Genomic DNA, 21,943 nt, shown 5'->3' on the forward strand with positions numbered 1-21,943 from the left:
GGAGAGGGAGAAAACCTAGTCCAACACCAACACCATTCCGTCGTACCCCGCTTCAATGCCGTCGGGCAACGGGTTATCCATCATCCACACGTCAAACTGATGGCTGATGTGGGTCAGGATCACCTGCGGGCAGCCAATCGCCTCGTTTAACGCAATCACGGTATTCAAGTCGCAATGGTTGCGCGGTGTTTCCTCGCGTGGCTCATGGCTGCAGTCGATAATCATCGCCTGTGGCTGGTTGTTGAGCAGGAACTTCACCGTTTTCTCCGGCAGTCCGGCGGTGTCGGACAGCCAGGCCACGCGGCTATGGGCCGATTCCAGCAAATACCCGAAGGTCAGTTTCGAATGGTTGAGCGGCAGCGGCGTGACCCGCAGACCCTGGAGCTCAAACATCACAAACGGCTCAACCGTATGGCTGAAATCCAGAATCCCCGAGTGCTTAAACAGGTCGTCACAGCCCGCTTCGTCCGGCGGACCGTAGACCGGGATCGTCGCGCCCACGCCCCAGCGCAGGGGGAACAGCCCCTGAACGTGATCCATATGATAATGCGTCAGCAAAAACTGCTGAAAGCTGCCCGCGGGCCAGTCGTCCATCAGGTGCGGAATACCCGCGTCCAGTAGCGTCACCGCATCGTTGAATTTGACCACCGCGCTGCACGGGCGACGGCGATAGTTGTCCTGCAGACGCGCCCGGCGACATGCCGCGCAGTCGCAGCCAAAGACCGGGACCAGCTGGGCACCGCCGGTTCCGGTCAGCGTGATGGTCAGACTCATAACGCACCTCTACAGCGGTTTGGTGAATCGAAAATGGCTCTGCGTATACCCTTCACGGACGTAAAAACGGTGGGCATCAGTGCGCTTTACGCTGGTGGAGAGCTCCGTTAGCTCGGCACCCGCCTGGCGAGCGATCGCTTCCGCCCATGCCAGAAGCTGGCTGCCCACCTTTAGCCCGCGCGCCTGCGGCATCACCACCAGTTCCTGGATCTCGCCGATCCAGCGTGCGTGATGGAGATGAAACTGCATGTGCAGACCGATCATACCGATGACCTGCCCGTCCAGTTCGGCAAGCTGGTAGCGCATGTTGTGATCCTGCAGGTTGGCAAGGTAGCCCGCGTGAAACGCCTGATGATCGAATTCTGCCTGCTTAAGTTCGCAGATGAGGGCGTAAACACTCTGCGCATCGTCGGCGGTAGCGGGGCGAAGCTGGCAGTCAGGCATGCTGTTTCTCCTTCTGGCGGATCAGCGTTAAAAAGATCTCGACTGACTGTAGCAAACTTCCGTCGTTATTGAGGACGTGGCAGCCCGACGGAGTGTAGCGCGCCGCACGTTCCAGGCGCTGGTCTATCTCTTTTGCGCTTTCGCGGCCACGATTTTGCAGGCGGTTACGCAGGATCTCCGGCGAAACCTCTAAACAGACCGGCAGCAGGGCCGCTTCATATCGGGAACGCGCCTGCGGCAGATGCGCGCGCGAGCCGTTAACCAGCACGTCAAAACCCGCGTGCAGCCAGAGGTCGATTTCGATGCCCACGCCATAGTAAAAGCCGTTGGCGTGCCAGCTCAGCGCCAGCAGATTTTGCCCGGCGCGGGTAAAAAACTCCTGCTCGCTCAGGGCGATATGATTTTCACTTCCGGCGTTGGCCGCGCGGGTGATGTACCTGTGCGCGACCAACAGTCGCGCGTGTTCCTGCTGCCGCAGCGCCGACAGCAGGCTGTCTTTTCCGGAGCCGGACGGCCCCATTAACCAGATGAGTCTTCCCATCAGAACACCCTTTTTCCCTGACGCCAGACGTGGTCGATATGAACGTGTTCGCCCTTGCGGTGGGCCAGCACCAGGTCCGCGCGTTTACCCTCGGCGATTTCCCCGCGATCCTGAAGATTGAGCGCGGTGGCCGGGTTTTTCGTCACCAGGCGAATCGCCTGCGGCAGCGTGAAGCTGTTGCCTTCGTCGTCGGCCACCCGAAACGCCGCGTCCAGCAGGCTGGCGGGGTAGTAGTCGGACGAGAGAATATCCAGCAGGCCGAGCGAGGCAAGCTTACTTGCCGCGACGTTGCCGGAGTGCGAGCCGCCGCGCACGATGTTCGGTGCGCCCATCAGCACGTTCATGCCGTGCCTGCGGGAGGCTTCCGCCGCCTCGAGCGTGGTGGGAAATTCGGCGATCACGCTGCCAAGCTGGTGGGATTCACGCACGTGATCGTGCGTGGCGTCGTCATGGCTGGCCAGCGCGATGTTGCGGTCCCGGCACATCGCGGCAATCTTGAGGCGGTTAGGCTGCGACCACTGAGCTGCCAACGCCAGCTGCTCTTCTTCATAGCGCGCCATCTCCGCATCACTGAGCGAGTATTTGCCCTGATAGTATTCGCGATACTTTTCAATGTTGGCGAACTGACGCTGCCCCGGCGAGTGGTCCATCAGGGAGACCAGAGAGACTGGCTCGCGCCCGACCAGTTTTTTAAACAATGGCAGGGTCGTGTGGTGCGGTAGCTCGCAGCGCAGATGCAGACGGTGCTCGGCGCGGTTGAGGCCGCGCTTTTGGGTCTCCTCCACGGCGTTGATCATCTTCTCCAGGTTCTCCAGACGATCGCCGCCGTCGCGCACGTCGCCAATCGCCACTGCGTCCAGCACCGTAGTGATGCCGCTGGCGACCATCAGCGCGTCGTGGCTGCTCATCGCCGAATGGGCGGGCCAGTCCACCTTCGGGCGCGGGGTGAAGAATTTGTCCAGATTATCGGTATGCAGTTCGATCAGCCCCGGCAGCAGCCAGCCGCTTTCGCCGTCCATCGCCGCCGGTGAGCGGCTCTGGGTTTCGGCAAAGGCGCGAATAACGCCTTCATTGACTTCAACCGAGCCATCAACGACTTCATTTTCCAGCACCAGTCTGACGTTATTGATAATCATGCGTTTGTCCCCATTGGGTGCAGCCTGTCCGCGACGCGGGTGCGAACGGTCTCGTCGTGGAAGATCCCGACGATCGCCGCCCCGCGCGCTTTGGCCTGTTCGATCAGTTCCACCACGGCCGCGCTGTTTTTATCGTCAAGCGAGGCGGTAGGTTCATCCAGAAGTAAAATCGGGTAGTCGACGATAAAGCCGCGGGCGATATTGACGCGCTGCTGCTCGCCGCCGGAAAAGGTCGACGGGGCGAGGTGCCACAGGCGCTCCGGCACGTTCAGGCGTGTCAGCAGGTCGGCGGCTTTGGCGGCGCAGGTCTCGCGCGGCACGCCGAGATCCAGCAGCGGCTGCATCACCACGTCCAGGGCGGAGATCCGCGGGATCACCCGCAGAAACTGGCTCACCCAGCCGATCGTCGTACGGCGCACTTCCAGCACTTTACGCGCGGGGGCCTGAACCAGATCGACCCACTCATCGTTGTGGCGAATGTGAATATGGCCTTCGTCCGGGAGGTAGTTAGCGTACAGGGAGCGCAGCAGGGTGGATTTTCCGCTGCCGGAGTGGCCGTGCAGCACCACGCATTCGCCGCGATTAACCTCCAGAGAGGCATTTTGCAGCACCGGCAGGCGCACGCCGTTTTGCTGGTGGAGCACAAAGGTCTTACTTACGTTTTGTACGTGGATCATGTTGGCCTCGTGGGGATTTCTTGCCGGGTGGCGGCTACGCCTTACCCGACCTACAGGTGCGCTATTCGTAGGCCGGGTAAGCGCAGCGCCACCCGGCAATAGCACCCTCAGTTCTGCAACACGGACGACACCAGAAGCTGGGTGTACGGATGGTGCGGATCGTCGAGCACGCGGTCGGTTAATCCACTTTCCACCACCTGACCCTGCTTCATCACCAGCAGGCGGTCCGCCAGCAGGCGCGCAACGCCCAGATCGTGGGTGACAATCACCACCGCCAGGTTCAGCTCCACCACCAGACCGCGCAGCAGATCGAGCAGGCGCGCCTGCACGGAGACGTCCAGCCCGCCGGTGGGTTCATCCATAAACACCAGCTTCGGGTGGGTGACCAGGTTGCGCGCAATCTGCAGGCGCTGCTGCATCCCACCGGAGAAGGTCGTCGGCAGGTCGTCGATGCGCGAGGCGGGGATTTCAACTTCCTCCAGCCAGTGCTGGGCGGTGGCGCGGATGTTGCCGTAGTGGCGCGCGCCGGTGGCCATCAGGCGTTCGCCGATGTTGCCTCCCGCCGAGACCTGACGGCGCAGGCCTTCCATAGGGTGTTGATGCACCACGCCCCACTCGGTGCGCAGCAGGCGGCGGCGCTCGGCCTCGCTTATGCCGTAGAGGGAGCGCCCCTGATACAGGATCTCGCCGTGTTGCGGCGTCAGGCGCGCGGAGATGGACTTCAGCAGGGTGGTTTTGCCGGAGCCGGACTCGCCGACGATCCCCAGCACTTCGCCCGGCCATAGCTCGAACGACACGTCGCTAAAGCCTTTGCCCGGCGCATAAAGGTGAGTCAGGTGATTAACCGAAAGCAGCGGTTTCATTGGCCGTTCGCCTCGCTCTGTTGGCGGCAGTAATCGGTGTCGGAGCAGACAAACATCCGTTTGCCCGTGTCGTCCAGCACCACTTCGTCCAGATAGCTGTGTTTGGATCCGCAGATGGCGCACGGCTCGTCCCACTCCTGCACCGTAAACGGGTGATCGTCGAAATCCAGGCTTTCGACACGCGTGTAGGGCGGGACGGCGTAGATGCGTTTTTCACGTCCGGCACCGAACAGCTGCAGGGCGGGCATCATGTCCATCTTCGGGTTATCGAATTTCGGGATCGGCGACGGGTCCATCACGTAGCGCCCGTTCACCTTCACCGGATAGGCGTAGGTGGTGGCGATATGGCCGAAGCGGGCGATATCCTCATACAGTTTGACCTGCATGATCCCGTACTCTTCCAGCGCGTGCAGGATGCGGGTTTCGGTTTCGCGCGGCTCGATAAAGCGCAGCGGCTCCGGGATCGGCACCTGGAAAATCAAAATCTGATCTTCAGCCAGCGGGGTTTCCGGAATGCGGTGACGGGTCTGGATCAGCGTCGCGTCTTCGGTTTTTTCAGTGGTATTAACGCCGGTTACGCGCTGGAAGAAGCTGCGGATCGACACGGCGTTGGTGGTGTCGTCGGCGCCCTGGTCGATGACCTTCAGCACGTCCGCTTCGCCGATCACGCTGGCGGTGATCTGAATACCGCCCGTGCCCCAGCCGTAGGGCATCGGCATTTCGCGGCCGCCGAACGGCACCTGATAGCCCGGAATGGCCACCGCTTTAAGTATCGCGCGGCGGATCATACGTTTGGTTTGCTCATCCAGATAGGCAAAGTTGTAGCCGCTTAAGTTAGCCATTGTCGCGCTCCCGTTGCAGGCGTTTCAGCAGTTCCAGTTCGGCCTGGAAATCGACGTAGTGCGGCAGCTTGAGGTGCGAGACAAAACCGGCGGCCTCAACGTTATCCGCGTGGGCCAGCACGAACTCTTCGTCCTGCGCCGGGCCTGCAATGTGCTCGCCGTAGTCCGGTGCCTGCAGGGCACGGTCGACCAGCGCCATCGCCATGGCCTTGCGCTCGCCGAGGCCGAACACCAGCCCGTAGCCGCGGGTAAAGTGCGGGTCTTCATTTTCGGGCGCGACAAATCCGTTGACCATTTCGCATTCGGTCATCAGCAGTTCACCGACGTTTACGGCAAAACCCAGCTCTTCCGGCACGATTTCGACGTCGATGTAGCCGCTGCGAATTTCGGCTGCAAACGGGTGGTTGCGCCCGTAGCCGCGCTGGGTGGAGTAGGCCAGCGCCAGCAGATAGCCTTCGTCGCCGCGCATCAGCTGCTGCAGGCGGGACGATCTAGAGCACGGGTAAACCGGTGGCGTGCGGGTGATGTCATCCGGCTGCGCGCCAGAATCTTCCTCCGCCTTCGCCAGACCCTGTTTCGCCAGCAGGCTGAAGACGTGCGGAGACGGTTCCTGTTCAGCGTCGGAAGGGCTGAGCGGCGGCGCTTCGCCGTTCGCCAGCAGGGTAAAATCCAGCAGGCGATGAGTGTAGTCATAGGTGGGGCCCAGCAGTTGGCCGCCGGGGATGTCCTTATAAACGGCAGAAATGCGGCGCTCCAGGCGCATCTGTGCCGTTTTCAACGGCTCGCTGACTGCCAGTTTGGCAAGCGTGGTGCGGTAGGCGCGCAGCAGAAAGATGGCTTCCACGTTATCGCCGCTGGCCTGCTTCAGCGCCAGCGCCGCCAGCTCGCGGTCGGCGATACCGCCTTCGGTCATCACGCGGTCAACGGCGAGATTAAGCTGCTGCTCAATCTGGGCGACGCTCAGCTCGGGGAGCCGTTCATCGCCCCGTCGTCTGTGCGCCTGTAGCGCATGGGCGGCGGCGATGGCCTTCTCGCCCCCTTTGACGGCAACGTACATCAGCACACCTCCACGTGGGTGGTCCGCGGGATTGCCAGCAGGCGCTCGCCGCAGGTCAGGATGAGGTCAATGCCCAGCGGGAACGGGTGCGGGCGCTCGGTCAGTTCGTGAATGATGCACTCCGGCAACTGCGGCGCGACCATGCGCTCGTCGGCGATGCCTGCGCCCGTCAGGCGCAGCATGCGGCCGCCGCTCAGGCTGGAGACCTGCAAAATCAGCGTGGCGCTGGTCTCCGGGGCGACGGCGCTGCCTTCGCTCAGGGCGTTGAGCTGTTCATGGCTGATTTGCTCATCGGCCACGGCAAAAACTGCCTGCTGGGGCTGATCGACCAGCGGGGCGCTGGTGTGAAAACGCAGGTTCTGGCTGGCGATATCGTTCGACAGCGCGCCCGAAAGCCATACCGGGGTATCGTTGTCGGCAAGGGTCAGCAGCACGCTGGTGGTCGCCAGATTCAGCGGCAGCCAGCCCTGTGAAAGCTGGTGCAGTGAGACGATCACGCCCGGCTCGCTCATGGCCTTCAGCAGGCGACGAAAACTGTGTTGGGCATCCTGGACGGCCAGGGTAAAAGCAGGTTGAAGCGTCATGCGTTGTCTCCGCGAACGAGCGTAAAGAAGTCGACCCGGCTGGTGTTCACTTCGGCCTGACGTGCGGCAATGCGCGCGGCGCGGTCGGCTTCCAGCGGGGCAATAAGGGTTTCCATTAACGTCTGGAAATAGGGTTGTTCCTGTAAAAGCGCATCGATCACCGCGCAGCGCTCGGCATGCGCTTTATCGCGCCCCAGCACATAGCTGTAGCCCAGCGTGCCGCTGTTCAGACGGATCGCTGCCCGGGTGAGGGTGGCGTCTCCGGCGAAGAAGCGCTCGCCGGTGCCCCCCATGCGCGCCTGGATTTGTACCAGGCCAATCTCCGGGGCGCGGATAGTGTCGTAGTCCGGCGCGAGGTTGAGCGCGTTCATGCGGCTGTGCAGCGCGGCAGGCTGAGAGTGGGCCAGCACGCGCATCCAGCGTTGACGGACGGAGGTGTCGAAATGCATTCAGTGCTCCATGGTGAATTCGATCATGTCGGCGCGTGTCAGACTGACGGAGTATTCCGTCGCGTCGATCTCGCCGTCACGGTGGTTGAGGGTGCGCACGCAGAGCAGCGGGGCCATATTGGGAATTTCGAGCACCTTGCTCTCTTTCGCCTGCGCGCGGCGGGCGCTGATGCGCGTCTGAGTGCGCTTAAGCGCAATGCCTGTCGCATCCTGAAGAAAGTCATGTAGCGAGCCGCTGGAGAAATTCTGCAGCACAGGCCAGAGGGTGAGGTCTGCGAAGTAGTGGTCTATCTGGCATACCGCCACGCCGTTGACCCGTCGCAACGTGCGGAGATGAACAACGTTGTCGCCCTCCTGGATCCCCAGCGCGTCCGCCACGTGGCTGGAGGCCGGGCGCAATACCGAGAGCAGTTTTTCACTGGTCGGGTGGCTGCCCTGATCCAGCAGGTTCTGGCTAAAGCGCGCCTGAGCGTTCAGCGGGTAGTCGAACGGACGCATCAGCACCAGTACGCCCACGCCCTGACGGCGCTGGACCCAGCCGCGCTCGACCAACTGGTCAATGGCGCGGCGCAGGGTGTGTCGGTTCACTTCATAGCGGTCGGCAAGCTGCTGCTCGGCGGGCAGGTAGTCCCCGCAGCGGTAGTGCGTGCGCAGCTCCACTTCGAGCTTTGCCGCAATCTCTTGCCAGCGGGTGGGGTAACTGGTCGGATGTCTGGATAAGTGCATAGAAACAAAGCCTCGCTTCTCAGATGAAGTGCTTACGCAAACGTTGAGAGAGGAAATCCAGCAGGCTGACGGTGACGATAATGAGCACCATCAATGCGCAGGTTTGCTGGAACTGGAAACCGCGAATGGCTTCCCACAGGGTGACGCCAATCCCGCCTGCGCCCACCATGCCGACCACGGTGGCGGAGCGGACGTTGGACTCAAAGCGGTACAGAGAGTAAGAGATCAGCAGCGGCATCACCTGAGGCAGAACGCCGTAGAGGATCTCTTCGATTTTGTTGGCACCGGTCGCGCGAATGCCTTCCACCGGGCCGGGTTCGATGGCTTCAACCGCCTCGGAGAGCAGCTTCGAAAGCACGCCGGTAGTGTGAATGAACAGCGCCATGACGCCCGCGAACGGACCCAGGCCGACGGCGACCACGAACAGCATCGCAAAGACCATTTCGTTAATGGCGCGGCAGGCGTCCATCAGGCGACGCATCGGCTGGTATATCCACCACGGCACGATGTTTTCGGCGCTCATCAGGCCAAACGGAATGGAAAGAACGACGGCAAGGGCGGTGCCCCAGACGGCGATTTGCAGGGTGATCGCCATTTCGCCAAGGTAGTCCTGCCACTGGCTGAAGTCCGGCGGGAAGAAATCGGCGGCGAAGGTGGCCATGTTGCCGGAATCTTTGAAGAGCAGCAGCGGATCCATTTCCGCGCCCTTCCAGGAGATAACGAGCACCGCCAGCAGGATGGCCCAGCTTATGAGCGAGAACCAGCTGCGCTTTGGCGGTGGGAGGGTAATGGTTTGCATGATGACTCCTTTGGGTTTAGTCCCCTCTCCCTTGAGGGAGAGGGTTAGGGTGAGGGGGAAATGTGCGCGCTGATGCCCTCACCCCGGCCCTCTCCCACAGGGAGAGGGAGAAAAGATCTACTGCACCGCTTTATTCACGCTGGTCATTGCGCCGAGCGCGGCGGTCAGGCGGTCGAGATCGTCCAGCTGGGCCTGAATTTCAGAGACTTTGCTGGTCTTCTCGTCTTCCTTAAGGCTTTTGTTGTCTTTCACGCCCTGCATCTGCTTGAACAGCGCCAGCTGGCGAATCGGAACCAGCTGCAGGTCGCTTGACGCGCGGAACGGTGCCCAGCCCAGCTTCTCCAGAACGGCTTTTTCTTCCGGCGTTTTGCCGTAGGTCATAAAGAAGTCATAGACCTTGTCCTTGGTGCTTTCGGAGAGGTTTTTACGCCAGACGATCGGGTCGCCCGGGATCAGCGGCGATTTCCAGATAACCTTCAGCTCTTTCAGTTTGTCCGGCGCGGAGGTCTTCAGCTTGTCGAGGTTTTCGGTGTTGTTAGTGGCAACGTCCACCTGCTTGTTGGCCACCGCCAGGGCGTTGGTTTCGTGGCTGGCGTTGACGGTGCGCTTGAAGTCGCTGGCGGAGGCGTTGTTTTTGGCGAAGACGTAGTAGCCCGGGACGAGGAAGCCGGAGGTGGAGTTCGGGTCGCCGTTGCCGAAGGTCAGCTCTTTGCGTTTGGCGAGCAGGTCGTTGAGGTTGTTGATCGGGCTGTCTTTGTTCACGATCAGCACGCTCCAGTAGCCCGGAGAACCGTCTGCCGCAACGGTCTGGGCAAAGACCTGGCCGTTCGCACGGTCCACCGCTTCCATGGCGGAGAGGTTGCCGTACCAGGCGATGTCCACTTTATTGAAGCGCATCCCCTGGATGATGCCCGCGTAGTCCGGGGCAAAGAAGGCGTTCACTTTGATCCCCAGTTTGGTTTCCATATCTTTCAGGAACGGTTCCCACTGGGGCTTCAGGTTCTGCTGTGATTCTGTCGAAATGATGCCAAAGTTCAGCGCTTTTTCCTGCTCCTCGGCGTAGGCCGGGCTTAACAGGGTGCTGATGCTGAACATGCTGGTGAAGGCCAGCGCGGCAACCGTTTTATAGCTCATTTCCATTCCTCGTTATGGGGACGTTAAGCAGCCTGCGCGTTCTCTTCGACGCGATTAATGCTGCGGTAGAGATGGTCAAAACGTTCGTTATCAAACTGGTGGCTTGCGCCATCAAAGAACACGTGGCCCTGACGCAGGGCAACGATGCGCTCGCAGTAGCGCAGGGCGTAATCCACCTGATGCAGCGTCACCACCACGGTGATGCCGTCGTGCTGGTTAATGTCGCGCAGGGTTTCCATTACGATGCGTGCCGATTCTGGATCCAGCGAGGCGATGGGTTCATCGGCAAGAATGATTTTTGCTTTCTGCATCAGCGCGCGGGCGATGGCGACGCGCTGTTGTTGTCCACCGGACAGGGTGGAAACGCGCTGGTGGGCAAAATGCGCCATACCGACGCGCGTTAGCGCCTGCAGCGCTTCTTGTTTCTGAGAAGAGGAGAACCAGCGCAGGCAGGTACGCCAGAACGGGGTGCTGCCGAGTGCGCCAATCAGCACGTTTTCCAGCACCGTCAGGCGGTTAACCAGATTGAACTGCTGGAAGATGTAGCCCGTCTGGGCGCGGCTTTTGCGAATATCGCTTGCCAGACGGCCTGCGCGCTGCACGGTGTTGCCCAGCAACTCGACGTGACTTTCCGGGGTTTTATCGCAGGTAATGAGGCCGCTTAAATGGCGCAGAAGGGTGGATTTGCCTGAGCCAGAAGGCCCGAGAAGCGCCACCATGTCGCCCTGCTGGACGGTCAGATCAACGGCATGCAGCGCCTTGTTGTGATGGAAGGTCTTGCTCAGTTTCTCGACGCGGATGACAGTTTGCATGTGCTGGGCCTCACAATAAATGTGGCCTCATGCTGGCGCATCAATATGACATTTGGGTTAAGTCTGGGTTGCGGGAATTTGAAGAGTTGAGGGGGATTTGATGACAATTACCGTAGGCCCGGTCAGCGCAGCGCCGCCGGGCGCTGTTGCCGGATGCGCTGCGCTTATCCGGCCTACGATTTAACGACGTTAATCATCCATGGCACGCCGTATTTGTCGGTGACTTTACCGAAGCCGTGCGCCCAGAAGGTTTCCTGCCAGGCCATTTCGACATTGCCGCCATCAGAGAGGCTGTCGAACCAGCGTTTGCCTTCATCCACGTCCTGCGTGTCGAGCACCAGCGTAAATCCGGCGTACTGCGTGCTGCTGCCGGGTGGCAGACCATCACTCATCATGATATCGCTGCCGGCAATGCGAACGTTAGAGTGGGCGATGGCGGTATCCGGGAAGTTCATGCCTGACGGACAGCCTTCTTCGCTGTTTTCGTCTTTGGGCATTTCGCCGAAGGTGATTTTGTAGAGGAGTTCTGCGCCGACGGCCTGCTGATAGAAGGCGGTGGCCTCAGCACAGTTACCAGAGAAAGAGATGTAGGGACTTAACGGCATAATCTTTACCTCACGAAAGAAAAGCCCGTTAAGTGTAGTTCTTTTTTTGTAGGCCGGATAAGCGTAGCTCATCCGGCAACAGCGCCCGGTAGCGCTTCGCTTACCGGGCCTACAGGGGAAAAATCAGTTCTTTTTCACGAACTCAGATTTCAGTTTCATTGGACCGAAGCCGTCAATTTTGCAGTCGATATTGTGATCGCCTTCTACCAGACGGATATTCTTCACTTTGGTGCCGATCTTCAGCATGGAAGAGCTGCCTTTCACCTTCAGATCTTTCACCACGGTGACGCTGTCGCCGTCGGCCAGAAGGTTGCCGTTCGCATCTTTTACGATGAGCGTATCGCTGTCCTGCGTCGGCTCTGCGTCATTCCATTCGTGTGCGCATTCCGGGCAGATGAACATGCCATTATCTTCGTAAGTGTATTCAGAATTGCATTTCGGACAGTGTGGGAGTTGCATGTCGGTATCCTCAAAAAAGTGTTAACACGCTGGAAAGTGCCAGCTAAATGACGGCAGAGTGCCGAAAAAGGCGGCAAGTATAACGCAAATCCACACTTTTGTCGGTGCTATTACATAATAAAAAAAAATGCAAAAATTGTGTTGCGAGTGACACTTGCTGTCAGTCAGTTAAGCGATGCTTGACGCATTAAGACGATGGAAAGAAATGATGCTAAATATATCGAATATTTTATTGCATCAAATTGCTACGCTCTTCCATTTCGGATAAGGTTAAGCAACAAGTTGTTATTTATCCACGTTCACCAACGCCATTCATCCCATGGTGGTGGAGAATTACCTCTCTTTTTAGGTGGGTAAATAGCAATGATATATCCTGATGTTTCCTGGAAATGAGCTACGCTTTTTATCTTTTGGCTTTCCGCCAAGGGGGCCGTTTTACACGCCTCGCAAGGATGGTTATTTATTTCTGATTGCCATCAATTGGTTATATTTTGCGAACATGTTTTCCATACGTGATCATATAAGCCAAAACAGCATAATCAAAACAAAGTGGCTTAATAAAAGTAATAAATTTGCGTTAAGGAAAGGCTTTTATCATGCACACACAGACTATTTTTGAATTAAGCCAGGAAGCTGAGCGTCTGTTACAGCTCGCTCTACAGAATCTTGAAACGTTGAAATCCATGCCAGGTGCGATGCTGGATAGCGCGACGGCCGCGGTGAGAGGCGTTAATAATAATGTCTTGCCTTTACATTTCAGCGCCCGTGGCATCGATGCTCAGCAGGCGATGCTAAATAATGAATTACGCAAAATAACCCGTCTCGAAATGGTATTGGCCATTGTCGGGACCATGAAGGCGGGTAAATCAACCACCATTAATGCGATTGTGGGTACCGAGGTATTGCCTAACCGCAACCGGCCAATGACCGCGCTCCCGACGCTGATCCGCCATACGCCGGGACAGAAGGAGCCTGTACTTCATTTCTCGCATGTCTCTCCTATTGATGCGTTGATTCTGCAATTGCAGAAAAAACTCTGCGATGACGATCGCGGTAAGCTGGCTCAGCGTCTGGAAATAGATAAAGACATGAATACCCTGCTGGAGCGTATCGAAAATGGTGAGCCATTTGAAAAGCATCATCTGGGCGCAGAGCCGATATTCCATTGTCTGAAAAGCCTTAATGACCTGGTGCGCCTTTCACTGGCGCTGGGAGTGGATTTTCCGTTTTCCGAATACACCGCTATTGAACATATTCCGGTTATTGAGGTGGAGTTTGTCCACCTCGCAGGGCTGGATGCCCATCTGGGTCAACTGACGTTACTCGACACGCCTGGGCCAAATGAAGCCGGACAGCCGCATCTGCAAAAAATGCTCAGCGAGCAGTTGGCTCGCGCCTCGGCTGTCCTGGCGGTGATGGACTACACCCAGCTCAAATCGATTTCCGATGAGGAGGTCCGTCAGGCGATTTCGGTGGCGGGTAAATCGGTCCCTCTGTATGCGCTGGTCAACAAGTTCGATCAGAAAGACCGTAACAGCGATGACGAGGAACAGGTCCGGGCGTTGATTTCCGGCACATTAATGAAGGGGAATATTTCGCCTGGGCAGATTTACCCGGTTTCCTCAATGTGGGCCTACCTGGCCAATCGTGCCCGCTATGAGATGGCCGCTAACGGACGGCTCCCTGACCATCAGGCGCAGCGCTGGGTGCAGGATTTTGCGGAGGCAGCGCTGGGACGTCGCTGGCGAACAGCCGATCTGGACGATATCGACCATATCCGTCATGCCGCGGACCTGCTGTGGGAAGACTCGTTGTTTGAACAACCCATCCGAAAGCTGATTTACGCCGCGTATGCCAACGCCTCGCTGTTTGCCCTGCGTTCGGCGTCCCACAAGCTGCTCAACTATGCGCAGAATGCCCGGGAGTATCTCGATTTTCGCTATCAGGGGCTGACCGTGGCCTTCGACGAGCTGGAATTGAATATTGCCCGGCTTGAGGACGACATGGCGCTGATAAAAACGCGCCAGAGTGTGGTCAGTGATGAAGTGCAACACGAAGTTGAAGAGGCGCTTAGCGCAACAGATGAGTTCATGGCGCGGCAAAATCACGCGCTGCAACAGGCGATTGGGCAGGTCTTTAGTCACAGCAATATTATGGGTGTCGCCGGTATCGATCGGTTGAACGCGCGAAACGACGAAGTGGAAGAGAGACATCATCTGGTGCTGGACGACGAAGGGCAGGCGCAGGTTGTACTGAGTAAGATCAGCGCCTCTTGTGAACTGATCATGCTGGATGCGCAGGATAAGATCTGTCGAGAGCTGGCGTTGCGCTTCGATCAGCTGGAATCCACGCTGGCACGCTCGCTGAATGAGGCCATGCGCCCCATAGAGACGCGGATTAAAGCGCAGCTGAGCCATGCGGGTTTTCGGGCGCGGATCAGTTTCCCTGCGTTTCAACCTAATCAGCTGAACTTCAACACGCGTGCGCTGTTTAACGATGCCATTGCGATGGATAGCCGTCCGGCGGAGCGAACATTGGGGACGGGCAGCATGCGTGAAACCGTCTCGCGCTGGTTGAACAATCCGGGCTGGGGCTGGGAGGACGCGGTCGCGACGCGCACGCGATATGTCATCGATATTGCTCAGCTTCATGACAAATTTAAACAACATATCGACCAGTTTTGTGAACAAATACGTAAAGCTTTGGCCGCGCAGGTCGATGTCTCTGTTACGGCAGGTATGGCGACATTCTTTGCGGAATTTTCATTATGCCTGACCGGGTTACAGGAAAGCTTGCGTGATAGCCTCGCAGTGCGTCAGCAAAATGAGCATTCGACACGAGCGCTCAGCCAGATGCTGAAGCAAAGTCTGACGACTGCAACGTGGATTCAGGAAGATACACGACTGTTACGCGATGATATTCAAACCCTATTCGCGGCAGAGCAACCATGACAACACAGCTACTGGACGGTCCCGGGCGGACGCTGGAGTGTATTCATCCCAAATTTATGGTCGATCTGGTTCAGGGCGTGGACGCTGCGCGCCATCCCCATCTGGGGCCGCAGCAGCTGCAGTTTCGTGAACGTTTGACTCAGGAGATCGTGACGCACACCCGGCTACGACCGTGGGCGATGTCGGGAATGTTCACCCAAAATTCGGCATTGCGCCTGGGGCTGGCGGAGAAGCTGGCCGGAATGCTCGATCCTGGCCACCTGGCGCTGACCCGTATGTCCGATAAATTGCTGGCGCTCCGGCAGCAGACGAACCCGCGCACCGTTCAGCCCCCGGGTCTGATGCAGCAGTATGAAGAGCTCACCGCTCACTTTAGCCAGCGTGCGGCTTATAAAGAGAAAGCGCTGACGCAGCGTGGGCTCACGGTTCAGGCGGGTGAGCATAGTGAGCAGATTTTTACCCGCTGGCGCGCCGGTCAATATGACAGTTGGTCTTTGGCTGGCCGTTGTTACGTTGTTCTGGAAGAGTTGCGCTGGGGGCCATTTGGTGATGCGTGTCGCCTGGCGAATGACGATGTGGCGGCCATGCTCAAGGATAACCTGCGCAGCATGGCGGCGAATTATCTTGCTCAGGGTATTAATGCCTCTCCCACCACCCGACACTTTTACCCTCAATGGCTAACAACATCCGCATCCCCCGGTCTGATGGATTATAAGGATATGCTGGGCTGGCTGGGGGACTGGTGCCTGGCGGATAAACATCCGGTGTGCTGGTCGGTGACGCAGAGCTGGCAGACTGTCGCGCTGGGCATGCCGAGGCTCTGTTCGGCAAAACGGCTGGTGGATGGGATGGTGGAAGAGATTTTTGGCTGAATCTCTGCCCTTCCCCCTAACCCTCTCCCCGCAGGGGAGAGGGGATGGCCTGGTGCGGTGTGTTAATGATTCATTTCTATTGGTTTCGGTTCAGGCTGGGCCTCTTGCACATTCCCGTAGCGTTTCGCATACAGCGCCGTGATGATGGGGACCAGAATCGCGGTGACAATCACGCTGGCGGCAACCAGTGCTGTAGCTGACGCTGCGACGGGTTCGAAGGCTGGATTAATTTGGGCAATTATCACCGGGTTTGCAACGGCAGCCCCGGCGGCCGAAGACGCGGCGACACCCGCGGTTCCGTTTCCGCCTCCAATCACGCGGTCAGCAACGATCAGCGGAATACCGGTGATGATGATGACGGCAACACCCAGCACAATACCCAGCAGGCCGGTATCCAGGATCACGTTCAGGTTGATAGTGTTACCCAGTGCGAAGCCAAAGAACGGGATCAGTACCGGCGTAGCTTTGCTGAAGAAGTCGCGTAAATCGTGATCCAGATTACCCAGCGCAAAACCGATCAGGAATGGCAGGATCGCACCGACAAAGTGGTGAGGTTCAAAGGAGGCAAGGCCGGCAGAGCCCAGGATCAACATGGTCATCAGCGGGCCGGACTCCAGAGACATCAGCACGAACGCACCAGATTCTTCCTTGGTGCCGTACTGATTCATCAGGCTGGCATACAGACCTCCGTTGGTCATATCCATCGCTGATACGATGGCGAGCACGGATAATCCGGCAAAGAATCCTGTCTGAATGCCGTTCTCCGGAATGAACATCGCGCAGATCATTGCAACAACCCAGGCGACGGCAATTTTTGTGATAACCAGTGTACCTGATTTGCGTAATACCGTACCCGTGGCACGTAAATTAATGGATGCACCGATACAAAAGAACCATACCGCCAGAATCGGTACCGTTCCGCTAATCATACCTTTTGTGAATCCACCAAAATAAGCACCGGTATTCGGTGCCAGTGTATTTAAGAACGCACCAAGTACCAGCGGAACCAACATCATTCCGCCGGGGATACGTTCTATTGTGGCTTTAATCTTCATCTTTAACCCTCGCATCTCGCCCCGCGTATCTGGCGGAAAGCTTCAAAAAAATAGATAAGAAAATTCAAATAATTACCAGCCTTTAAGAGGGGCTAATTCGTTATCCATGCAATAAAATTAAATGAGTGTCTTCCGTTTCTTTTGTTCGAAAGCACTGGGGATGATGTTTGCGGATTTATGATGCGATCTTTGGAATTGCGATTCAATGAAAATAAAACAGTGTTTTAGTTATCTTGATCACATAATGAATGTAAACAAAGGATGCGGCTTTTTACTATTAAAATTTATGTAAATATGATGTGAAGGAATGTGGCTTAATCTTTTGCTGCGCCCCGAATAATAACGTACGTAAGCATGTTTTTTCGGACGCTTGAGAAAGTACGCATTCTCAGGAATTGACAAAGTCTGACGTCATTTGACGAACAGGAAAAAGATATGTGAAGTTGATCACATATATAAACACTGGTAGGGTAAAAAGGTCATTAACTGCCCAGGCAGGCGTCAACAGGTTCGGTTGTATCGACGTAAAACGTCAATGTAAGTAAACCTGCTACGCTTGAATAAGGCGATTCGCATGGAGCGAATCCCAGGTTCACAGAATGCGTGTTAGCTGTGGAACGGACAGGGCTGAGTCTACGAGGAAAGCTATGCTAAGAAGGAAAAAGGTTAAACCCATTACGCTTCGCGATGTCACGATTATCGATGACGCAAAACTGCGTAAAGCGATCACCGCCGCCTCGCTCGGTAATGCGATGGAATGGTTCGATTTTGGTGTCTACGGTTTTGTTGCCTATGCATTAGGTAAAGTGTTCTTCCCCGGTGCCGACCCAAGCCTGCAGATGATTGCCGCGCTGGGTACGTTCTCCGTTCCCTTCCTGATTCGCCCGCTGGGTGGTCTGTTCTTCGGTATGCTCGGTGACAAATACGGTCGCCAGAAAATACTCGCTATTACCATTGTTATTATGTCGATCAGTACATTCTGTATCGGCCTGATACCGTCCTACGCCACTATAGGCATCTGGGCACCGATTTTGCTGCTGCTCTGTAAAATGGCGCAGGGCTTCTCCGTCGGGGGTGAGTATACCGGTGCGTCGATCTTCGTTGCGGAGTATTCACCTGACCGTAAGCGTGGCTTTATGGGCAGCTGGCTGGACTTCGGTTCGATTGCCGGGTTTGTGATGGGCGCAGGCGTCGTGGTGCTGATTTCAACCGTGGTGGGTGAAGAGAACTTCCTCGAATGGGGCTGGCGTATTCCGTTCTTTATCGCGCTGCCGCTGGGCATCATCGGCCTTTACCTGCGTCATGCGCTGGAAGAGACGCCAGCGTTCCAGCAGCACGTTGAAAAGCTGGAGCAGGGAGACCGCGAAGGGCTGCAGGAAGGCCCGAAAGTATCGTTCAAAGAGATTGCAACCAAACACTGGCGCAGCCTGCTGACCTGTATCGGTCTGGTGATTTCCACCAACGTGACCTACTACATGCTGCTGACCTACATGCCGAGCTATCTGTCGCATAACCTGCATTACTCGGAAGATCACGGTGTGCTGATTATTATCGCCATCATGGTGGGTATGCTGTTTGTGCAGCCCATTATGGGTCTGTTGAGTGACCGCTTTGGTCGTCGCCCGTTTATCATCCTTGGCAGTGTGGCGCTTTTTGCGCTGTCGATCCCAGCCTTTATTCTGATTAACAGTAATGTGCTGGGTCTGATTTTCGCGGGACTGCTGATGCTGGCGGTGATCCTTAACTGCTTTATTGGGGTGATGGCTTCGACATTGCCGGCGATGTTCCCGACGCACATTCGTTATAGTGCGCTGGCGGCAGCGTTCAACATCTCCGTTCTGATTGCTGGCCTGACGCCGACGCTGGCTGCCTCTCTGGTGGAAAGCACGCAGAACCTGATGATGCCTGCTTATTATCTGATGGTTATTGCAGTCATTGGTCTGGCAACCGGTCTTACCATGAAGGAGACGGCGAACCGTCCTCTGAAAGGGGCGACGCCTGCGGCATCGGATATTCAGGAAGCGAAAGAGATCCTGCGCGAGCACTACGATAACGTAGAGCAGAAGATAGAGGATATTGACGCAGAGATTGAAGAGCTGCAGAAGAAACGCTCCCGCCTTGTTGATCAACATCCACGGATTAACGAGTAATAATGAAACCCGCCGCTGGCGGGTTTTCTTTTATTAGCATCCTGCGGCAATGTAGTCGCCGTTGGCGCTAATGGGGATCACCGTCAGGAACAGGACGGTGGCGAACAGGATGAGTACGATCCCTCCCGCAATTTTCACTACCGGGACCAGCCAGCTCAGCGTTGACCCGCCGCCGAAATATGCCACCGTGCGTTCACGGGCATAACGTACCGCCAGCGAGAGACCCATAATAGAAAGCGCTGTACCCAGTGACATGGTCATCACCGCGGCGATCCCCCAGGTGACAATGCCGAGCGCATTCGAGAACATCAGGATCATGATCGCACCGCTGCACGGCCGCGCGCCAATCGCCATCACCACGCCCAGACGCGTTTTCCAGTCGCCTTTTGTCAGATCGGTGCCAACGCCATGGTGGCCACAACCGCAATCCTCATCATGCTGGTGGAAGGGTTTGATCGAGGAAATTGTTATTCGACGCGGACGCAGGCTTTTGAATGCCTGATAAATGACATATGCGCCGAATGCGCCAATAAGGACGGCACTGACCTTCTCTACATACCATCGGCTGGTGCTGATATCCCCCGAGGCGAGGTTAAACCCTATTGCCAGTATAAAGACAAAGAGTATGGCGCTGATGCCCTGCATTAGGCTGCCGAGAAACGGCACAACCCGGGCGGCCAATTCGCTTTCTTTATTTGTACTGAGATAGGTGGTGACAATGAATTTGCCATGCCCCGGTCCGATGGCGTGAAGTACGCCATAAAGGAAGGCGCCGGTGAGTAGCCACAGACCGCCGCTGTACTGATGGTTATTCAGCTGGAGCAAGTACATCACCAGGTAGCGATGTAAGGTTATCTGTGTGGTGAGGCACCACTGAATAAAGGCATTCCAGTGCGTGTGGAGCGTAAAACCTGCAAAGAGAAGTACCAGCACCATCAGCCCTGCTGTGGGGATGCGCCAGTCACGGGTGAGACGTTGTGTGGTCATGGAAGGAGCCTGCAGGGGAATATTTGTCGCTAGTATAGTGGATTTGAGGGGCGACTGTGGATAAGTCTGTGTGTAAAAAGGTATAAGGTGGGGTTTTGCTGTGGAATGCAGCAGTCAGTCATTTTTCTGTCATTTAGCGGTTGCGGCGGCGCGAGAACTCCCTATAATGCGCCTCCATCGACACGGAACATGTGAATCACTTCACAAACAACCCGGTCGGTTGAAGAGAAAAAATCCTGAAATAACGGGTTGACTCTGAAAGAGGAAAGCGTAATATACGCCACCTCGCGACAGAGCGCTAAAGCGCGTCGCAACTGCTCTTTAACAATTTATCAGACAATCTGTGTGGGCACTCAAAGTGACATGGATTCTTAATGTCTTCGGACAATAAATGAATACCAAGTCTCTGAGTGAACATACGTAATTCATTACGAAGTTTAATTCACGAGCATCAAACTTAAATTGAAGAGTTTGATCATGGCTCAGATTGAACGCTGGCGGCAGGCCTAACACATGCAAGTCGAGCGGCAGCGGAAAGTAGCTTGCTACTTTGCCGGCGAGCGGCGGACGGGTGAGTAATGTCTGGGAAACTGCCTGATGGAGGGGGATAACTACTGGAAACGGTAGCTAATACCGCATAACGTCGCAAGACCAAAGAGGGGGACCTTCGGGCCTCTTGCCATCAGATGTGCCCAGATGGGATTAGCTAGTAGGTGGGGTAACGGCTCACCTAGGCGACGATCCCTAGCTGGTCTGAGAGGATGACCAGCCACACTGGAACTGAGACACGGTCCAGACTCCTACGGGAGGCAGCAGTGGGGAATATTGCACAATGGGCGCAAGCCTGATGCAGCCATGCCGCGTGTATGAAGAAGGCCTTCGGGTTGTAAAGTACTTTCAGCGGGGAGGAAGGTGTTGAGGTTAATAACCTCAGCAATTGACGTTACCCGCAGAAGAAGCACCGGCTAACTCCGTGCCAGCAGCCGCGGTAATACGGAGGGTGCAAGCGTTAATCGGAATTACTGGGCGTAAAGCGCACGCAGGCGGTCTGTCAAGTCGGATGTGAAATCCCCGGGCTCAACCTGGGAACTGCATTCGAAACTGGCAGGCTAGAGTCTTGTAGAGGGGGGTAGAATTCCAGGTGTAGCGGTGAAATGCGTAGAGATCTGGAGGAATACCGGTGGCGAAGGCGGCCCCCTGGACAAAGACTGACGCTCAGGTGCGAAAGCGTGGGGAGCAAACAGGATTAGATACCCTGGTAGTCCACGCCGTAAACGATGTCGACTTGGAGGTTGTGCCCTTGAGGCGTGGCTTCCGGAGCTAACGCGTTAAGTCGACCGCCTGGGGAGTACGGCCGCAAGGTTAAAACTCAAATGAATTGACGGGGGCCCGCACAAGCGGTGGAGCATGTGGTTTAATTCGATGCAACGCGAAGAACCTTACCTACTCTTGACATCCAGAGAACTTTCCAGAGATGGATTGGTGCCTTCGGGAACTCTGAGACAGGTGCTGCATGGCTGTCGTCAGCTCGTGTTGTGAAATGTTGGGTTAAGTCCCGCAACGAGCGCAACCCTTATCCTTTGTTGCCAGCGGTCCGGCCGGGAACTCAAAGGAGACTGCCAGTGATAAACTGGAGGAAGGTGGGGATGACGTCAAGTCATCATGGCCCTTACGAGTAGGGCTACACACGTGCTACAATGGCGCATACAAAGAGAAGCGACCTCGCGAGAGCAAGCGGACCTCATAAAGTGCGTCGTAGTCCGGATTGGAGTCTGCAACTCGACTCCATGAAGTCGGAATCGCTAGTAATCGTAGATCAGAATGCTACGGTGAATACGTTCCCGGGCCTTGTACACACCGCCCGTCACACCATGGGAGTGGGTTGCAAAAGAAGTAGGTAGCTTAACCTTCGGGAGGGCGCTTACCACTTTGTGATTCATGACTGGGGTGAAGTCGTAACAAGGTAACCGTAGGGGAACCTGCGGTTGGATCACCTCCTTACCTTAAAGAACCTGCCTTTGTAGTG

Annotated in this window: 21 protein-coding genes and 1 rRNA gene; 4 read left to right on the top strand and 18 right to left on the bottom strand. The window is 56.7% G+C overall.

Annotated features, from left to right (window positions below; translation table 11 throughout):
- Window positions 1–15: 15 nt before the first annotated feature.
- The 16 genes from phnP to N2K86_RS01705 all read right to left on the bottom strand — a co-directional run bounded on the left by phnP (window position 16) and on the right by N2K86_RS01705 (window position 11,902).
- The gene (phnP, locus tag N2K86_RS01630) at window positions 16–774 is read right to left on the bottom strand and encodes a phosphonate metabolism protein PhnP (protein WP_260660240.1); all 759 of its coding nucleotides are present in this window, start codon (window positions 772–774) and stop codon (window positions 16–18) included.
- 9 nt (window positions 775–783) lie between these two features.
- Window positions 784–1,218, bottom strand: coding sequence for an aminoalkylphosphonate N-acetyltransferase (gene phnO, locus N2K86_RS01635; protein ID WP_260660241.1), 435 nt, complete (start codon window positions 1,216–1,218; stop codon window positions 784–786).
- Window positions 1,211–1,762: a ribose 1,5-bisphosphokinase gene (gene phnN, locus N2K86_RS01640; protein WP_260661618.1), complete on the bottom strand. Its 552-nt coding sequence runs from the start codon at window positions 1,760–1,762 to the stop codon at window positions 1,211–1,213. Before phnN ends, phnO begins: the two co-directional genes overlap by 8 nt.
- Window positions 1,759–2,895, bottom strand: a complete 1,137-nt coding sequence (phnM, locus tag N2K86_RS01645; protein ID WP_260660243.1) for an alpha-D-ribose 1-methylphosphonate 5-triphosphate diphosphatase — start codon at window positions 2,893–2,895, stop codon at window positions 1,759–1,761. The genes phnN and phnM overlap by 4 nt, the downstream gene beginning before the upstream one ends.
- Window positions 2,892–3,572: a phosphonate C-P lyase system protein PhnL gene (gene phnL, locus N2K86_RS01650; protein ID WP_260660244.1), complete on the bottom strand. Its 681-nt coding sequence runs from the start codon at window positions 3,570–3,572 to the stop codon at window positions 2,892–2,894. Before phnL ends, phnM begins: the two co-directional genes overlap by 4 nt.
- Window positions 3,573–3,679: 107 nt before the next feature.
- Complete coding sequence (gene phnK / locus N2K86_RS01655; protein WP_104949624.1) at window positions 3,680–4,435, bottom strand: phosphonate C-P lyase system protein PhnK; 756 nt, start codon at window positions 4,433–4,435, stop codon at window positions 3,680–3,682.
- On the bottom strand, window positions 4,432–5,277 hold the full coding sequence (locus N2K86_RS01660; protein ID WP_260660245.1) for an alpha-D-ribose 1-methylphosphonate 5-phosphate C-P-lyase PhnJ: 846 nt from the start codon (window positions 5,275–5,277) through the stop codon (window positions 4,432–4,434). Before N2K86_RS01660 ends, phnK begins: the two co-directional genes overlap by 4 nt.
- On the bottom strand, window positions 5,270–6,334 hold the full coding sequence (locus N2K86_RS01665; protein ID WP_260660246.1) for a carbon-phosphorus lyase complex subunit PhnI: 1,065 nt from the start codon (window positions 6,332–6,334) through the stop codon (window positions 5,270–5,272). The genes N2K86_RS01660 and N2K86_RS01665 overlap by 8 nt, the downstream gene beginning before the upstream one ends.
- Window positions 6,334–6,918, bottom strand: coding sequence for a phosphonate C-P lyase system protein PhnH (gene phnH / locus N2K86_RS01670; protein WP_032662532.1), 585 nt, complete (start codon window positions 6,916–6,918; stop codon window positions 6,334–6,336). Before phnH ends, N2K86_RS01665 begins: the two co-directional genes overlap by 1 nt.
- The gene (phnG, locus tag N2K86_RS01675) at window positions 6,915–7,367 is read right to left on the bottom strand and encodes a phosphonate C-P lyase system protein PhnG (protein WP_260660247.1); all 453 of its coding nucleotides are present in this window, start codon (window positions 7,365–7,367) and stop codon (window positions 6,915–6,917) included. The genes phnH and phnG overlap by 4 nt, the downstream gene beginning before the upstream one ends.
- Complete coding sequence (phnF, locus tag N2K86_RS01680) at window positions 7,368–8,093, bottom strand: phosphonate metabolism transcriptional regulator PhnF (protein ID WP_260660248.1); 726 nt, start codon at window positions 8,091–8,093, stop codon at window positions 7,368–7,370.
- Between the two features lie 19 nt (window positions 8,094–8,112).
- On the bottom strand, window positions 8,113–8,892 hold the full coding sequence (gene phnE, locus N2K86_RS01685; protein WP_089598648.1) for a phosphonate ABC transporter, permease protein PhnE: 780 nt from the start codon (window positions 8,890–8,892) through the stop codon (window positions 8,113–8,115).
- Window positions 8,893–9,009: 117 nt separating this feature from the next.
- Window positions 9,010–10,026, bottom strand: a complete 1,017-nt coding sequence (phnD, locus tag N2K86_RS01690) for a phosphonate ABC transporter substrate-binding protein (protein ID WP_260660249.1) — start codon at window positions 10,024–10,026, stop codon at window positions 9,010–9,012.
- 23 nt (window positions 10,027–10,049) lie between these two features.
- Complete coding sequence (gene phnC / locus N2K86_RS01695) at window positions 10,050–10,838, bottom strand: phosphonate ABC transporter ATP-binding protein (RefSeq protein ID WP_260660250.1); 789 nt, start codon at window positions 10,836–10,838, stop codon at window positions 10,050–10,052.
- 173 nt (window positions 10,839–11,011) lie between these two features.
- A complete protein-coding gene (gene yjdN / locus N2K86_RS01700; protein WP_260660251.1) occupies window positions 11,012–11,443 on the bottom strand; it encodes a VOC family metalloprotein YjdN in 432 nt (143 codons plus the stop codon).
- A gap of 123 nt (window positions 11,444–11,566) precedes the next feature.
- Complete coding sequence (locus N2K86_RS01705) at window positions 11,567–11,902, bottom strand: zinc ribbon domain-containing protein YjdM (protein ID WP_260660252.1); 336 nt, start codon at window positions 11,900–11,902, stop codon at window positions 11,567–11,569.
- Between the two features lie 596 nt (window positions 11,903–12,498).
- Here N2K86_RS01705 and crfC point away from each other — a divergent pair.
- Complete coding sequence (crfC, locus tag N2K86_RS01710; protein ID WP_260660253.1) at window positions 12,499–14,853, top strand: clamp-binding protein CrfC; 2,355 nt, start codon at window positions 12,499–12,501, stop codon at window positions 14,851–14,853.
- Entirely contained in the window at window positions 14,850–15,725 is an 876-nt protein-coding gene (locus tag N2K86_RS01715; protein ID WP_260660254.1) for a YjcZ-like family protein, read from the top strand. The genes crfC and N2K86_RS01715 overlap by 4 nt, the downstream gene beginning before the upstream one ends.
- Window positions 15,726–15,787: 62 nt before the next feature.
- Here the strand turns inward: N2K86_RS01715 and kdgT are convergent, their stop codons facing one another.
- Window positions 15,788–16,780 carry a 2-keto-3-deoxygluconate transporter gene (gene kdgT / locus N2K86_RS01720; RefSeq protein ID WP_260660255.1) on the bottom strand — a complete coding sequence of 331 codons (993 nt, stop codon included), beginning with the start codon at window positions 16,778–16,780 and terminating at the stop codon, window positions 15,788–15,790.
- Between the two features lie 647 nt (window positions 16,781–17,427).
- On the opposite strand from kdgT, the gene proP reads away from it, so the two are divergent.
- Entirely contained in the window at window positions 17,428–18,930 is a 1,503-nt protein-coding gene (gene proP / locus N2K86_RS01725) for a glycine betaine/L-proline transporter ProP (protein WP_260660256.1), read from the top strand.
- A gap of 33 nt (window positions 18,931–18,963) precedes the next feature.
- On the opposite strand, the gene N2K86_RS01730 is transcribed toward proP, so the two are convergent.
- Window positions 18,964–19,917, bottom strand: a complete 954-nt coding sequence (locus tag N2K86_RS01730) for a nickel/cobalt transporter (protein ID WP_260660257.1) — start codon at window positions 19,915–19,917, stop codon at window positions 18,964–18,966.
- Between the two features lie 459 nt (window positions 19,918–20,376).
- On the opposite strand from N2K86_RS01730, the gene N2K86_RS01735 reads away from it, so the two are divergent.
- Window positions 20,377–21,918: ribosomal RNA gene (locus N2K86_RS01735) — 16S ribosomal RNA — on the top strand.
- The last annotated feature ends 25 nt before the right edge of the window (window positions 21,919–21,943 follow it).

Source organism: Enterobacter mori (genome assembly GCF_025244905.1).
Taxonomy (GTDB): Bacteria; Pseudomonadota; Gammaproteobacteria; order Enterobacterales; family Enterobacteriaceae; genus Enterobacter; species Enterobacter mori_A.

Excerpts from the sequence above, each read along its gene's own strand:
- phnP (WP_260660240.1), bottom strand. The coding sequence starts at position 774 with ATGAGTCTGACCATCACGCTGACCGGAACCGGCGGTGCCCAGCTGGTC.
- phnO (WP_260660241.1), bottom strand. The coding sequence starts at position 1,218 with ATGCCTGACTGCCAGCTTCGCCCCGCTACCGCCGACGATGCGCAGAGT.
- phnM (WP_260660243.1), bottom strand. The coding sequence starts at position 2,895 with ATGATTATCAATAACGTCAGACTGGTGCTGGAAAATGAAGTCGTTGAT.
- phnL (WP_260660244.1), bottom strand. The coding sequence starts at position 3,572 with ATGATCCACGTACAAAACGTAAGTAAGACCTTTGTGCTCCACCAGCAA.
- phnK (WP_104949624.1), bottom strand. The coding sequence starts at position 4,435 with ATGAAACCGCTGCTTTCGGTTAATCACCTGACTCACCTTTATGCGCCG.
- N2K86_RS01660 (WP_260660245.1), bottom strand. The coding sequence starts at position 5,277 with ATGGCTAACTTAAGCGGCTACAACTTTGCCTATCTGGATGAGCAAACC.
- N2K86_RS01665 (WP_260660246.1), bottom strand. The coding sequence starts at position 6,334 with ATGTACGTTGCCGTCAAAGGGGGCGAGAAGGCCATCGCCGCCGCCCAT.
- phnH (WP_032662532.1), bottom strand. The coding sequence starts at position 6,918 with ATGACGCTTCAACCTGCTTTTACCCTGGCCGTCCAGGATGCCCAACAC.
- phnG (WP_260660247.1), bottom strand. The coding sequence starts at position 7,367 with ATGCATTTCGACACCTCCGTCCGTCAACGCTGGATGCGCGTGCTGGCC.
- phnF (WP_260660248.1), bottom strand. The coding sequence starts at position 8,093 with ATGCACTTATCCAGACATCCGACCAGTTACCCCACCCGCTGGCAAGAG.
- phnE (WP_089598648.1), bottom strand. The coding sequence starts at position 8,892 with ATGCAAACCATTACCCTCCCACCGCCAAAGCGCAGCTGGTTCTCGCTC.
- phnD (WP_260660249.1), bottom strand. The coding sequence starts at position 10,026 with ATGAGCTATAAAACGGTTGCCGCGCTGGCCTTCACCAGCATGTTCAGC.
- phnC (WP_260660250.1), bottom strand. The coding sequence starts at position 10,838 with ATGCAAACTGTCATCCGCGTCGAGAAACTGAGCAAGACCTTCCATCAC.
- yjdN (WP_260660251.1), bottom strand. The coding sequence starts at position 11,443 with ATGCCGTTAAGTCCCTACATCTCTTTCTCTGGTAACTGTGCTGAGGCC.
- N2K86_RS01705 (WP_260660252.1), bottom strand. The coding sequence starts at position 11,902 with ATGCAACTCCCACACTGTCCGAAATGCAATTCTGAATACACTTACGAA.
- crfC (WP_260660253.1), top strand. The coding sequence starts at position 12,499 with ATGCACACACAGACTATTTTTGAATTAAGCCAGGAAGCTGAGCGTCTG.
- N2K86_RS01715 (WP_260660254.1), top strand. The coding sequence starts at position 14,850 with ATGACAACACAGCTACTGGACGGTCCCGGGCGGACGCTGGAGTGTATT.
- kdgT (WP_260660255.1), bottom strand. The coding sequence starts at position 16,780 with ATGAAGATTAAAGCCACAATAGAACGTATCCCCGGCGGAATGATGTTG.
- proP (WP_260660256.1), top strand. The coding sequence starts at position 17,428 with ATGCTAAGAAGGAAAAAGGTTAAACCCATTACGCTTCGCGATGTCACG.
- N2K86_RS01730 (WP_260660257.1), bottom strand. The coding sequence starts at position 19,917 with ATGACCACACAACGTCTCACCCGTGACTGGCGCATCCCCACAGCAGGG.